General features: G+C 37.2%; 14 protein-coding genes. 10 read left to right on the top strand and 4 right to left on the bottom strand.

What is annotated here, in order from left to right; genetic code table 11:
• The first annotated feature begins 90 nt into the window (after positions 1–90).
• Positions 91–882, top strand: coding sequence for an endonuclease (locus A9267_RS19485; RefSeq protein WP_065110420.1), 792 nt, complete (start codon positions 91–93; stop codon positions 880–882).
• Between the two features lie 97 nt (positions 883–979).
• Here A9267_RS19485 and A9267_RS19480 read toward each other — a convergent pair whose 3' ends face one another.
• Entirely contained in the window at positions 980–2,287 is a 1,308-nt protein-coding gene (locus A9267_RS19480; RefSeq protein ID WP_065110419.1) for a hypothetical protein, read from the bottom strand.
• Between the two features lie 493 nt (positions 2,288–2,780).
• Between A9267_RS19480 and A9267_RS19475 the strand changes: the two genes are divergently transcribed.
• Positions 2,781–3,395 carry a hypothetical protein gene (locus A9267_RS19475; RefSeq protein WP_065110418.1) on the top strand — a complete coding sequence of 205 codons (615 nt, stop codon included), beginning with the start codon at positions 2,781–2,783 and terminating at the stop codon, positions 3,393–3,395.
• A gap of 181 nt (positions 3,396–3,576) precedes the next feature.
• Here the strand turns inward: A9267_RS19475 and A9267_RS19470 are convergent, their stop codons facing one another.
• A complete protein-coding gene (locus A9267_RS19470; RefSeq protein WP_065110417.1) occupies positions 3,577–4,137 on the bottom strand; it encodes a recombinase family protein in 561 nt (186 codons plus the stop codon).
• 536 nt (positions 4,138–4,673) lie between these two features.
• Here A9267_RS19470 and A9267_RS19465 point away from each other — a divergent pair.
• The 8 genes from A9267_RS19465 (at position 4,674) to A9267_RS21850 (ending at position 13,008) form a co-directional block, all read left to right on the top strand.
• Positions 4,674–5,921: an HlyD family secretion protein gene (locus A9267_RS19465; RefSeq protein WP_065110460.1), complete on the top strand. Its 1,248-nt coding sequence runs from the start codon at positions 4,674–4,676 to the stop codon at positions 5,919–5,921.
• Complete coding sequence (locus A9267_RS19460) at positions 5,921–8,083, top strand: peptidase domain-containing ABC transporter (RefSeq protein ID WP_082972468.1); 2,163 nt, start codon at positions 5,921–5,923, stop codon at positions 8,081–8,083. Before A9267_RS19465 ends, A9267_RS19460 begins: the two co-directional genes overlap by 1 nt.
• 204 nt (positions 8,084–8,287) lie before the next feature.
• Entirely contained in the window at positions 8,288–8,479 is a 192-nt protein-coding gene (locus tag A9267_RS19455; RefSeq protein ID WP_065110416.1) for a class IIb bacteriocin, lactobin A/cerein 7B family, read from the top strand.
• Between the two features lie 422 nt (positions 8,480–8,901).
• Positions 8,902–9,036, top strand: coding sequence for a hypothetical protein (locus A9267_RS22210; RefSeq protein ID WP_269454739.1), 135 nt, complete (start codon positions 8,902–8,904; stop codon positions 9,034–9,036).
• Positions 9,037–9,934: 898 nt separating this feature from the next.
• On the top strand, positions 9,935–10,144 hold the full coding sequence (locus A9267_RS19440; RefSeq protein ID WP_065110413.1) for a hypothetical protein: 210 nt from the start codon (positions 9,935–9,937) through the stop codon (positions 10,142–10,144).
• Complete coding sequence (locus A9267_RS21855; protein WP_156669212.1) at positions 10,141–10,305, top strand: hypothetical protein; 165 nt, start codon at positions 10,141–10,143, stop codon at positions 10,303–10,305. Before A9267_RS19440 ends, A9267_RS21855 begins: the two co-directional genes overlap by 4 nt.
• Before the next feature lie 162 nt (positions 10,306–10,467).
• Complete coding sequence (locus tag A9267_RS19435; protein WP_082972467.1) at positions 10,468–12,408, top strand: alpha/beta hydrolase family protein; 1,941 nt, start codon at positions 10,468–10,470, stop codon at positions 12,406–12,408.
• Positions 12,409–12,825: 417 nt separating this feature from the next.
• Complete coding sequence (locus tag A9267_RS21850) at positions 12,826–13,008, top strand: hypothetical protein (protein ID WP_156669211.1); 183 nt, start codon at positions 12,826–12,828, stop codon at positions 13,006–13,008.
• Positions 13,009–13,111: 103 nt separating this feature from the next.
• Here A9267_RS21850 and A9267_RS19425 read toward each other — a convergent pair whose 3' ends face one another.
• A complete protein-coding gene (locus tag A9267_RS19425; protein WP_065110411.1) occupies positions 13,112–13,423 on the bottom strand; it encodes an antibiotic biosynthesis monooxygenase family protein in 312 nt (103 codons plus the stop codon).
• Between the two features lie 95 nt (positions 13,424–13,518).
• Positions 13,519–14,610 (bottom strand): CobW family GTP-binding protein, encoded by a 1,092-nt coding sequence (locus tag A9267_RS19420; protein ID WP_065110410.1) that lies wholly within the window; start codon positions 14,608–14,610, stop codon positions 13,519–13,521.

Raw genomic sequence — 14,610 nt, 5'->3', positions numbered from 1 at the left:
TGGGCTGACTAGTCTAAGTACTTGTTTATTGGATAGCAGTACGTTAGCTTGCTTAAGAAAGTTTGGATTCTATTAATTAAGGATAATTACATGTATCGCTTCTTTTTATTGATACTGCTTTTTGGGGTATCAACTTCAGTTTTAGCTGGATATCCAACAAGCTTTAGTAATGCTAAATCAAAAGCGGAAAAGGGGGTGTACTTTGATAAGCACATAACTTTTTATTGCGGTTGTGACTATGTATTTGATGACCTTAAGGATAGAGATGGTGATGGAAATACCCACGAGACAATGATTTATCCAGAGAATTGTGGTTATACAGCAAGGAATCCGATAACTAAGAAAGGCGAAGCTAACGCAAGAGTAAGTCGAATAGAGTGGGAACATATTGTGCCTGCCCATGTTATCGGTGGCCATTTAGATGAATGGAAGAATAAAAGGAATTACCCTGAATGTAAGAAGCCCAACGGCAAGTATATCAGTGGCCGAGATTGTGCGTACAAGCTAAACCCTGCATTTAAGAAAGGCCACGATGATATGAATAACCTGACACCTGCTGTCGGTGAGTTAAATGGTGACCGCTCAAACTTCTCTTTTGCAGTCATTCAAGGAGAGCCAAGAGCCTACGGTAAGTGTGACTTTGAAATAGACTTTGATAAGGATGTGGCTGAGCCACCTGATAGTGTTAAGGGAGATATTGCTCGTACATATTTCCATATGATTAAAACACATGGGGCACAGATATCTTCCGACGAGCTAATTTTGTATTTATTCTGGGATAGGCTAGACCCCGTGGATGAATGGGAATGCTTGAGAAATAGCAGAATTGAAGAAGAGCAAGGGGTAGGCAACTCCTTTGTTAATAAGTCCTGTAACCTTTGATATGTAGTGGCCAGTTTTCGTTAGCCACTACAGTTCCATATTCAATTAACGTTTCTAATTAAATAGCCAAGGTGGGAGCAATCCCACCATCATATTATCATTTAAGTTTAACCTTTGGTGAGATGATGACTTTTTTGATAGCGAGCAAATAACTTGTGAGTTCATCACAAACATCCTCATGTTCAAAGTGCAATAAGTGTGAGCCCAAAATAGGCTTCAGCTTTGATAGCTCTTTATTTGTGAATGTTTCATGGCGTTTAGCAAAACCTTTTATGAGAATTTTTCGTATCATAGCTTCGCTTAGTTCGTTAAATACCCTAGGGGAGTAGAATTGTAAGTTATCGAATTGGTGTCCATTTATGCACTCTAAATGCTTTATTGATGTGCTCATTGAGCGTTGTTGATTTGATTTCAAACGTCGCTCTATTTTAGTGCCACAATATACTCTACTTACGGACTCCATTATTTTATTAACAATGTTATCGCCATACTTTTTGTTGACTTTATCTAATAATTTTCTAGTCATGCAGTAGATCGCAGTGTGAGAGTTACGATCGTTTCCCAAATAAGTCGTCCCGTGGAAAGAGTTAGCGTTATCAAAAACAGATATGTTTTTAATCTTTGACTTTGTATCAACCAATATAAGATTGGATGGTACATCATAAATTTCTATGCATAAATCTTTTCGTATAACCTTGATGGATTTCAAAAAAGACTTGTAATTTCCTGTTCCAATAGATTCTTTAATTATGAAGAAGAACTTATTTATTGACGAAAGGGGAGCTTCGCTTGGTCTAAATGATAAAAAACATTTCTCAATTTGAGTGCCAGCATTATTTTTTTTGTAATAAATAATAAAAGCTCCACCTTTTCTGAATTTGAACTCAAATTTATTGTTATATTCATTATAGCCCTTTCGCTTGTGATGCATGCAGTTCTTAACTCCGCTTGTTTTATTGAGATTATGGATTACTTTATCCATGTCATTAAGTCGTAAGCTGAATGTTAATTCAATATCGTCAACTCCTGATTTTATATTTTCCTTAGGGCTGACTAAACTAATAGTTAGTTTTGTGTTTAATTCTTTTATTATCTTACTACTAAATAGTTTTAGTTCTTTTAATTTTGTTTTGTTTCTTAGAGCAGTTTCTGCCTTGTTAAAATATTTGAAAACCTTCTTGAAAATATCATCTTTATCTAACGTTGAATGGTCATCAAAAAGATAACTGTACTTGTTTTCAATAGAAGCAAAATCATAAGTCATTTTATCCAAAGTTCGCTTAACAAATTTGGGTTCTTTTGGATTTGTTTGTTTATTTTTTGTGTTGCAGTTGTGGGATGTAGATGAGTGTTTTGAATTGTGCTGAGTGTCAGTACCACTACATGTTGATTTGAATGCTTTCATAAGTGTCTCTTCTATAATTGAATGAATAAGTGTATTTCCTGCATTTATAGAGCGGTAAAGCGCCTTCTGTGATTTGGTGTTTTATGCTTACACAATGCAGATTTTATGTTTGTCAGTAGCAATGCTGGCTGCTGATATTTACTCTTTACAGTTTTTGTTTTTGTAGGAATTTTTTTATTTACAGGAAAGTTTTTAGGTGATTTTTGTTTGTGTTTTACTGTGATTTTTAGTAGTGTTTTCTGACGGTTTTAGAATGTATTTTCTGACGGTTTTAGAATGTATTTTCTGACGGTTTTAGAATATATTTTCTGACGGTTTTAGAATGTATTTTCTGACGGTTTTGTAATGTGTTGATGAAGTGGCTTTTAATAATTATTTATCGTTAAAAAACTATTTATATTAGGGCTGCATTTAAAGTTTTAGATGATATTGTTTGGTGTGGGTTATTAATAAATAAAATTTATTTATTAATAATGTGATTTTTGAGGTGAATATGAAAACTAAACCATTGCAACCAAGGTTGCCAATCGATTGGCTTGAATATAGTTATATATTTAAAAATTTAATGGATAAATCAAATGTCAACGAAGAGAATATAAAGGTTTTAAATGCTAAAATTGACAAGTTGCAATCTTTGAGTCAAGAAGATAAAAAATACCTACGTAAAATGACAAAGGCAGATTTTAAAAAACATTTAAAAATAAGTTCTGAACGCGAATGTGTAAAAGTAGTTTGCGAACTTAATTTATTAGGTATTGAATTTTTTGGTTCAATATGGAAAAAATTTGGCAGTAATATTTCTAGTGCGAAACATAGCAAAAGTTCATATCCATTAAACCTTTCTTCTAATGAAAGGTTTGAACTTGAAGAATTAGTTGAATCAATCTATGTTAAAAATAAAAAAGAAATAGAACGTGAGATGTATGGTTATTTGAACGAGAAAGGGGTTGAAAATATAGAAGATTACTTTGAGGAGTTTGAAGAGTGGCTTGAAGATTTGATTACTGATGATCCTAGCGCTAGGTATGGTAAAAATCTTAAACATAAGTTTGATAAGTTAATCTTTACCATTATAGTTCTCAGTTTAAAAAAAGACCTCACTTATTAAAAATAATTAGAAAGGTCAACTATTGAATATTTTTGTCCGCTGGCCACTAGTAAGACGCTTGCATTAGAGATATAAAACAATTCGGCTTAAAAAATATAATCAGAAAAGGGATTGAGGTTAAATTTTCATATTGGACTTTTTACAGAAACTGATTTAAAAGTTGTTGGATAAGTTTGAGCTATTACAGTTGAGACGTTGCACTGCATAGTGCTCTATATACTGTAGGCCTCGAGCAGCCTAATTCAATTGCTATTGAACGCTTAGTCATGCCCTTATCAAACAGTTTTTGTATCTTAAGATAGAGCTCCTTGTTGGGTTGTTTACCCTTAAATTTACCTTTTTTCTTCGCGATTTCAATACCTTCGCGTTGACGTTCCAGAATCATACTCCGCTCAAATTGGTAAATAGCCCCAAGTAGGGTGAGCATAAGATCATTCATTGGATTGGATTCGCCTGAGAAGGCTAAGCTTTCTTTAACAAATCTCAAAGTAACGCCTTTCGAATTGAATAACTCAACGATCTTTAATAGGTCTGCTGTATTACGTGCCATACGCGAGATGTCATGAACGAAGATTTCATCACCTTCACGAGCATAATCAATGAGCTCTTTTAGCCCTTTTCGGTTTGAATCTTTGCCTGAGCATTTGTCTTCAAACACTTTATCGAAGCTCATACTATGAAGTTGTCGCTCAAGATTTTGTTCGACTGTTGATACTCTAATGTATGCTAGTTTTTGACTCATGAAATCACCTGTGATGGTTATCTTTAGAAGGCAACGTTACATGGAATTTTTAGAGCAAAATATAGATAAAAATGACAAGCTTATTCGGGCTTTTGAATGTAACGTTTGAGTCTCCTTAAACCTAACGATATCTAGGTTAGATAGGCTTTCCCTTAGAGTAAATCAGGAGTTGTCTTCGGTATTGTGACCACGTTAAAAGTAGGTTCTTCATGGTAAGTGTTTACTATTATCCTAGGTAAAAGTTACATATAACCAGCTGTTTTATGGTTAAAGTAACCTACCGATTTTTAAGGATAAAGTAATGAAAGGTGTAATGTTTAAGTGTACTTAAAATGTCCAATTGGTAGGAATTACCTTATTTAAGTGACCCAATTAATTAATCCATATTGTTACTAGTCGGAAGTTGGATGACGAGTGGAATATCATTGTTAATGTAAAATAATGATCTTTAACGTGAACGGCACTCGTGTGTAGGTTAGTGTTTTGTGAAGAGGTGTGGTTTATTTTGTGTGTATTTTATTGGGCGGAGGTTAATGATGTCAAGATTGTTTCGCCAACAAGCCATGGAGGCACAGCAACAAAAATTACACGGTGATGTGTCATTGGCTCAGCCTATTTCAATTTATTTTTCAGCATTCACTTTATTACTCATTGTAACCGCAATTTTTATCTTCCTTTCTTATTCTCACTATGCCCGCAAAGAAACTGTTCAGGGATATTTAGTTCCTGATAGAGGGTTAATTAAAGTTTTCGCTAACAGTAGTGGTAATGTTGAATTGCTGCATGTGACGGAAGGCGACACGGTAAAAAAAGGAAGCCCGTTAGCCACCATAGTCCTTAGGCGTAGCATGCTATCTGGAGAAGAGTTGAGCGAGTCGCTCATCGGTGAGTTGAAACAGCAGCTTTTATTGCTTCAAACGGAGCAAAGCGTTAACGAGGCAATGAAAAAGGAAGAAGAGGCACGCTTAAATGTATCCATAAGTGACAACCTAACTTCACTTACGGTATTGAATCAGCTTGAGACGCTGTTAGATAAAAAGTTTGCGCTTCAGACTGCGCAACTATCTCAGCATGACAAACTCTATAAAGATGGTTTTTTATCTTCATTAGACAATCAATCTCAACAAGAAAAGCTTATTTCCATTCAACAAGAGATTAAGAATTTAAAGTCAAGTCAAATACAAACTCAAAGCCAGTTGAATGCTGCAACAGCTGAGCTCGCCTTACTCCCTTTGCAGTATAAATTGAAAGCTGGGGAATTAGCTCGTGGGCGTTCAGATATTTTACGCCAAATTGATGAGACAGAAAATAATTATCGTTATGTCATTCGAGCCAATGAAGCTGGAACGATAGCTTCTATACATATTGTTGATGGAGAGTTTATTGTTAATAGCCGCCCTTTATTGAGCATAATCCCTAAAGGAGCAGAGCTCGTTGCAGAATTGCTACTCCCAACTCGCAGTGCTGGCTTTGTGAAAGAGGGTGATGAGGCCAGACTTCGCTTTGATGCGTTTCCTTATCAACGGTTTGGCTTTATTGAAAGTAATATATTTCGAATTGATAAAGCTTTATTGCTTGATGGTGAGGCTCAAGTGCCAGTCGCCTTATCAGAGCCTGTGTATCGTATAAGAGCTGCATTGTCGAAACAGAATATGTTGGCATATGGTGACACCTTTCCACTTAAAAGCGGTATGTTAATCGAGGCTGATATCGTGCTAGATAGACGAAGTCTACTTGACTGGTTACTTGACCCTATTTACAGCTTGCAAGGAAGGGTGGGGTAATGAGCAACGTTTTGCAAAAAAATCATGAAGAATCCCCCATAGAACTGCTAGCGTTTTCGGGTAAAAAACGTGTTCCCTTGATACTTCAAGCTGAAATGGCCGAATGTGGACTTGCTTGCGTTGCGATGGTGGCAAGCTTTCATGGACATAAAATGGATATGGCTGCATTAAGAAAGCGCTACAGGGCAGACCTTAAGGGGATGAACTTGCAGCAGTTAATTACTTTGAGTGACAGTCTCGGGTTTGCGAGTCGAGCGCTTAAGTGCCCTATTGAAGAGGTAGGGAAACTGACGCTTCCTTGTGTATTGCATTGGGATATGAATCACTTTGTGGTGTTGACAGGTGTAACAAATTCAGGCGTCACTATTAATGACCCTGCCTTGGGCAAAAGAAAGCTCAAGCTAAAAGAATTTACTGAGCACTTTACAGGTATCGTATTAGAGTTAACTCCTGCGAAAGGTTTTGAAAAGCAGGATGAACGACAACAAATGCGCTTGTCTCAACTCTGGAGTAAAATGACTGGGTTTGGCAAAACCCTAATTTCCTTGTTTATACTTTCTATACTACTTCAAGTCTTTTCTCTTGTTACCCCATATTATATGCAATGGGTGGTAGATGAAGTGTTGATTAGTCAAGATAAGCCTTTATTAATCGTATTAGCTTTTGGCTTTGCACTGCTGGCAATAATCAATGTCATCACAACCGCTGTACGTAGCTGGTTAATTCTCAGAGTGTCGAGTTTACTCAATATGCAAATGGGCGTTAACCTATTAAGTCATTTACTTCGATTGCCGATGAGCTATTTTGAAAAGCGTCACGTAGGCGATTTAGTGTCCCGATTTGGCTCTTTAGAGCAAGTGCGTGAACGACTTACTACAGGACTTGTTGAAACGGTTGTTGATGGCATCATGTCGATTGCTGTATTAGTGATGATGCTGATGTACAGCGTTCAACTGACATTAGTGGTTGTTGCTGCAATTCTCATTTATGCGTTGTTACGTTTGATGCTTTATCGTCCCTTGCACCGAGCCACCGAAGGCTCAATTCAAGCGAGTGCAAAAGAGCAAACTAATTTCCTTGAAAATATCCGTGGCATTCAAACAATAAAGCTATTTACTTGTGAGCCTCAAAGACAAAGTGTTTGGCAAAATCGTTATAGTGAAGTGATTAATGCCGATATTCGTTTAGGTAAACTCAACATAAGCTTTGATGCATTTAACAAGCTGCTATTTGGGCTTGAGAACGTTATTGTTATCTACCTTGCAGCCACTATCGTGATGACGGGTGATTTAACCATTGGTATGGTGCTCGCATTTATTGCCTACAAGAATCAACTAACGGAACGTTTCGCCAACTTAATCGAACAGCTTATCTTGTTTCGTATGCTACGCCTGCACCTTGACCGAATTTCAGACATTGCATTGCATGAGCAAGAATCTAATCGTGACAGCAATATGTTGCTGAATAAAGTAACCGGCCAGTTAACACTCGAGCATGTCAGTTATAACTATGGTGATAGCGAGCCGAATGTTATTAACGATGTATCTCTTACCATTAACGCAGGGGAGTCCGTTGCTATTGTTGGTGAGTCAGGCTGCGGTAAAACCACTTTAGTTAAATTAATGCTTGGGTTATTACGACCGACCCAAGGGCGTATTTTATTAGATGGTCAGGATATTACTCAAGTTGGTTTAACGCAGTATCGGCAGCAAATTGCAGCTGTGATGCAAGATGACACTCTACTCTCTGGCTCTATCGCCGACAACTTAACTTTTTTTGAGCCTGAGCCCAATTACTTACGCATGCAGCAATGTGCGCAAATGGCTGAGATAGATGTCGATATCAATAAGATGACCATGGGTTATAACACATTGGTGGGTGATATGGGGAGTCAGTTTTCAGGTGGTCAGGTGCAGCGTCTTTTACTTGCTAGAGCCTTATATCAGCAGCCTAGTCTACTGTTCATGGACGAAGCGACTAGTCACCTGGATGTTGAGAATGAAGCAAAAATCAGTGAGCAGATAAAGCACCTTGAGATGACCCGCGTCATTATCGCTCATCGACCAGAAACGATTAAACAAGCGCAGCAAGTACTTGTTATGCATCAAGGTAAAGTGTACACGCAGGACGAAATGCAAAAGTTAGTGGGAGTGGCGCAGTAAAGCAGCCAATAGAGAAAAAGAATTTTAGCTGGTGAAGTATAAACGTTAAAAATAACGAAGTGTTTCATCAGTTAAAAGCAAGGGCGCAGCAACTTTAGCGGGAAACCGCGCCCTTGGTCAATCGCTTAAGGTTAGTGGCTCAATTTGAGCGACTAAACACTTAGGCAAACATAACGTTACATAGTTTAAATTAAGGAAAATATTATGCAAGTTTCTAAAATTGAAGAGTTGACAATGAATGAAATTGAGCAGGTTAATGGCGGAATGAATGATTGGACGGCAGGAGGCATAGCTGTAATTGGTCTAGGCTTTGCTGGAACTGTCGCTACAGGAGGTTTCGGGCTTGCTGTAGGTGGTGCTATGTTATATTTAGGTTACGTTAAAGACGCTCAATAATAATTTGGTTGGCAGCTAACATAATGTTAGCTGCCATAGTACTGGATAATGTAGTCGAGGCTCAAATGAAAAATATTTACATGAAATGTATTTCAATAATTTACTTCTTGTGTGTTCTTATGCTCTATATCACATATGGTCTTGAAACTGACAAGTCAACTTTCGTTGAATTGATGATTATAACAATTCTTGCATACAACACAATTTTATGTTTGAGGCTAATTTCAATGTTAGAGCGTGATTGAGGGGCGTGTGGTTATTTATTGGATTCTGGCACAAAGTTGACGAATAAACTAAATATGGGGGTGGTACTTACCTAGAGACTGCACTTGTCTCCGGTAAGTCGCAATTGAAAACGAAATAGAGCTCGCCGTAATGAGTTTAACTGTTTTTAATTGTTAATAACTATTGAAGAACTAACCATGAATGAAATTGAACAGGTTAATGGGGGCGATATGTGCTTACCAGCGGCAGTCTTTTTAGCTGTATCACCATTAGGTGGTCCTTGGACTGTAGCAGGGGCGTTCTTTACAGCCTATTCAGAATGTATGAAATAAATCAGAAACTTAAAATGAAACTTATCCAAAAATTACTAGATATGCAGTTGAAAACCGTTTTCAATTATAAATTTGAAATATTATTTCATTCAGTATTTGCAATATTTTTAGGATATTGTTTTAGCTCAATGCCAATTATATTAAGTGGTTTTTTTGTTGCTAGCCTTTATTTATGGCAACGATATTTAACATATCAATTGCATAAAATTTTGCAAAAAAACTGATTTTTAATACAGTTATTTTTCATAACAACGTTGCTACTAGCTTACAAAGCATTTTGAGCTAGTCTATCTATGGCTGCTTACAAGATGCTTTAAGGGGTTTTTATGAGAAAACTTAATGTAGCTGAGCAAGAAAGTATATGCGGAGGCCATATAGATACCAAAGCAATTATAATAAGTGCTAAATTATGATAAAAAATATAATTGAGAATTATCAATTGAGTGCATTTATATTGGGCTCTATTTTCGGAGCTTTATTGGTGTTTTATACATACTTTAATTGATATTTAAGCTCAAAATAACCGATATAGTTCGGTATAAGTAAAAGCCTCTCCTAAATTAGATTGTTTGATTTTGGAGAGGCTTAATTTGCTGGTAATTAGCGTAAGCACTTAGGCAGGTTTTGTCGCAAATTCAGATTTAGGGGTAGACAGGGAATTAATAAACTATCCTACGCTAAGGACTTGACCAATGGTATACACCTGTTAATGCAATATGCTCCCGCCCCAAAGGAGATATATGTTGAAGCCGTTTATCATCTACGTTCTAGGAGTTAGTAGGTATAGAACTAGAGGTGTCATTATGCCAATATTTTTACATTCAATTCATAATTTTTTATTTGTTATTTTTATCTTAAATTATACATAAGCTTTTGGAACTTGATTGGAGGTTGTGTGATGAAATCAATATTAATTCCTATTTTTGTTTTTGGATTAATGAAGATACTTTTAACCTTAGTTGTTACATTTGAGTCAATTAGTAACCCTGTTCGTGTTTTGTTGTTTTTGCTGATTTTAATAAAAATTTGTTTTATACATTGGCTAGCGACTGGGCGATGGTTTTTTGGAGGTTATTTTTCAAATAGCGTAGGAGAGAAGAAAGAATGAGAAGTAAAAAGACAAAAAAAATTGAAGATTTTATGCCGCTTGAATTTGGGCTTTATCAGTCAGCGAAAGGCTCAAAAATATTAATCGCAATCCTAGTTATTGCTATTGTATCAACTGTTCTTTTCTTTTCTTTTTTGATTTTTAAGGCGCGGGGGGGATGAGTTTGTACAACATATAATGTCACTTTAAATATTGTTTAAGTTTAAGTTTAAATTAAAGATATCGAAAGTGATTGACTTAACTAATTTATATATTGTGGTGTTTTCTACCAATTTGATTTTAATTTAGGTAGTTATGTTAGTAGTATTAAAAGGGGTGTGAGAATGAAAAGTCAAAGAGTTGTATGTATTCTAGGTTATAAAATTCTGTATTTAATACCCATATTGGTGTTGCTTCATATTTATTTAGGTGGAACTGTTTATGCTGCCACAATAAATGATTTCTCGCGCTCGCCTGAATTCTACAATGTAAAAATATCACCAGATGGTAAACATCTTGCTGTGCTTATCAATACAGATGGCCGTAAGACTCTTACTTTTTTGGATAGTAAAACTTACGAAGTGACGGCCTCTTTAGGAGGTGAAAAACGTGACCAAGTTGCAGATTATTATTGGGTTAATAATGAACGCGTTATTGTACAAGTGGAGCAAGTGCGTGGTTCTTTAGCTAAACCTGCTAGTTATGGTGAAATATATGCAGTTAATTTTGATGGAAAAAAAGGTCGAATGATTTTTGGTTATCGAGCCAAAACACCATCAGGTAAAGGTGGGTTTCTTCTTGATACCTTAGAGGGGCAAGATAAATATGTTTTAATACGATCACAAGCATTAAGTCGAAGAAGTGATGTTATTCCCGAGGTGTTAAGACTAAATGTGTACAACGGTAGAACGAGAAAGGTTAAAAGAGCCCCAATGCCTTACAGTCAATTTCTTGTTGACCATAATGGTAATCCTAGGTTCGTAACTGGCACAGACGACGACTTTACGTCGAGATTATTTTATTCCACTGGAAAAGGGGATAAATGGTCTCCATTTGGAAGTGCATTTGAAGGCACTTTTGAGCCGATCGCTTTCACTGATGACAACAATAGTATATATGCATTAAAAAGTGAAGACGGGGGACCCAAAGGGTTATTTCACTATAACCTTAATACAAAAAAAGAGACTGAGCTGTACCGCAGTAGTCTGGTAGATCCAACTTATACTATTAGCTCAAAGTTAAATGAAGTCTATGGCCTTCGTATTGATGAGGATTATCCGGCGTATATATATTTAACCCCAGACTCTAAAGAAGCGTTACTTCATAAATCATTGGTTAAGGCGTTTAATGGCGACACTGTTTTAGTTAGTAGCACAACTAAAGATGGTAAGCTCGCTGTGGTTCATGTCAGTAGTGACCAAAATCCTGGACAATTTTACTTGTTTGATACAGAGTCTATGGAGGCCAAGAAGTTACTCGATGCTCGAAGCTGGATTAAGCCAAGTGAAATGGCAATGACAGAGCCATTTAGGATCAAAACAAAAGATGGTTTAATTTTAAATGGCCTAATAACAAAACCACAAGGGAAAGACCAAGACTTACCTACTGTTATTTATCCCCATGGTGGCCCTCATGTGAGAGATTACTGGGGATTTGATCCAACAGTCCAAATGTTAGCTAATAGAGGTTATGCGGTAGTACAAGTTAATTTTAGAGGCTCAACCGGCTATGGTGATAATTTCATGGAAGCGGGCTATGGGCATTGGGGAACTAAAATACAAGATGACATTTTACTTGCGACAAATTATGCAGTGCAGGAAGGCATAGCAGATAAAAACCGAATGTGTATTTATGGCGTTAGCTTTGGTGGTTATAGTGCCTTACAAAGCTCAATACGTCAGCCTGATAAGTTTAAATGTGCAATAGGATATGCAGGCGTTTATGATTTGGAAATGTTGTATAAGGAAGGTGATGTCAAAAATCACACATGGGGTGATGCTTACCTAGATACGACACTTGGCTCAGATAAGTCGCAATTGAAATTGCAATCTCCTGCCCAAAATGTAACTAATTTAAAAGTCCCTGTACTGATAATTCACGGCGAGGATGATGAAAGAGCGCCTATTGAGCATGCTGAATCACTAAAAGAAGCACTTGATGCAGCAGAATACCCATATGAATGGCTTGTTAAGAATAAGGAAGGGCATGGTTTTTACAAAGAGGAAAATGTCCTTGAGGCCAACAAGAAGATATTAAGTTTCTTGGATAAATACATAGGTTATTAAATTGATAGTAGAAATCACACTAATTTGAGATTGTATGACTAAGTTGTCTTATCGGCTAGCTCATTAATTTTAGTAACCGCTTGATTTTTCAAGCGGTTTACTGAAATTAATTCAAATCATCAAGTTAAAATTCAAAATGTGATACACCGTTGTAAAATCAATTGAAAAATGAAAGCAATAGCTGGCACTAAGCACCTTTATATCCGTAAAGAGTGGTTTTATTTTCGAATTAAACTACCGAAACGGTTAGGCGTCAGGGAAGTTCGGCTTTCATTAAACACTCAAGACCTCTCTTATGCACTCCTAAAACTTCAATGTTTTACTCTACAAATTAATCTGTTAAAGCAACTTGTTGTTAGTTTGAAATCGTTAGACACTAGTGTTGTAACGTCTTCACTACTGATGATAAAGGACACTATGCTAAAACAACTGGCAATGAGTGATATAGATGGGTTGGTAGCAGAACTTGAGCAAGGTTATTCTCATCATGCTCATGCGGTTAAAGTATTAGGCCAAAATAGCATCCTCGATAAGAACAATAAATTCACTACAGCGTTAACTTTTATTGCAATTGGATTTTTTACGTTTATTTCCGATTGATAAGTATCTTTGAGCTAACATTTTAATGAGAATGGATGAGCTAGTGTAAGACCAGCCATCCATTCTTACCAATTCGACCGTGTTCAATTTTGAAAAATAGAATCTATTTCGTGACAATATGGATGCTAGTAAACATAGTCGTTTTCGCATCAACGGAGACCTTATGAATAAGATCTTCGGTTTGTTTTGCACGCACTGGGCTATCTAACCATTGCTGATAGGCTTGCTCATTTTCCCAAGTACACATGACCAGTACTTTTGCTGGATCGTCTTTGGAGAGCATCGTTTCGCCATGTAAAAATCCGGGGATGGTTTCCGCAGCTTCTTCTACACAACGTCTTTCGATATGTAAATCAGCGAATCTTTTGCCGTCACCATCATGAGCCGTAAACTCAAGCATTGTAAAAAAAGACATATGTCATTACCTTAATATTGAAAGCTCAGATTGAGCCGTTTTGTGGCTTACGAGTGCAATATACCGTACTGTTGAGCCACGTAATCATTTTGCAGCTACACAAGACAATTGATGAGTGCTGTCTCAAGTTGTTCTTTGTTTAGCGTGCCTTTAGGACCAATAAAGACTAAGCTGCTATGTCTCTTTTCGTCCTTCCATGGCTCAGAAGTTCGATAAGTGTCTCGCTGTCCAACGCGTTGATAGATAGTTTTACTGCTAGGCTCACTGTCAAGATTAAGTACGCATTTCACTCGAAGTAACGACTCGGACAACTCGGCGAGTAGCGTTCGAATCTTGCTTTCTGAAATAGGTTGCTCGAACGTAAAACTGACACTGGCAAAATCATGCTTATGATCCGTACTTTCTGGCGATTCATAATCATCTGGCAGCGTGGTTTCGATACCTAAAATGATTTCTGGCGGCACGTTACCATCTAAGGCTTCAACCACCTTTTTTGTTGGGTAGTTATCTTTAAGCCATTGGCGCGCAATGGCACACTGGTGCTCATCGACTAAATCAACTTTGGTTAACACAATGAGATCTGCAGCTGAGATCTGGTTGTGAAACAATCGGCCAGTGAGTTTGTCTTGAGCCAGCGTAAATAATGTTTCCACGTCCACTACAGCAAGGCCGCCATCCAAGCGAATAGCAGGAATTGCATGAGCGACCTGCACAATACCGTGTGGATCTGCGACGCCACTGGCTTCTAGCACAATCGCTTCTGGTAATTCATCCCGTTCTGACAGTTTAATGAGGCTGTCGGTCAAATCTGCTGAAACTGAGCAGCACGCGCAACCATTCGACAAATTGATCATGTCATCAGTCTGTGATGCGATGAGTTCTGCATCAATATTCACTTTGCCGAAATCATTCACTAAAACCACCAAACGTTTCCCGTGAGGTGCAGTCAGCAACTTATTGAGAAGCGTCGTCTTACCTGATCCCAAAAAGCCGCCAATGATGGTTAAAGGTAGTGTGTTTTCGCTCGCTGTTGATATTTGCTTGCGTACTTTATAAGCGGTCATCAACATGCCCATCATGCCTTGATGTGCTTCGTTAAAGCGTTCTTCAACTGCTTGGCTATCCTTAGCATTAACAACATTTGCCATATTAAAGGCAGGGGTGTAAATGTTATTGGAATTAGCCAT

Source organism: Shewanella sp. UCD-FRSSP16_17, assembly GCF_001675935.1.
In the GTDB taxonomy this organism is placed as follows: domain Bacteria; phylum Pseudomonadota; class Gammaproteobacteria; order Enterobacterales; family Shewanellaceae; genus Shewanella; species Shewanella japonica.
This window is presented reverse-complemented; position numbering and strand designations above follow the sequence as displayed.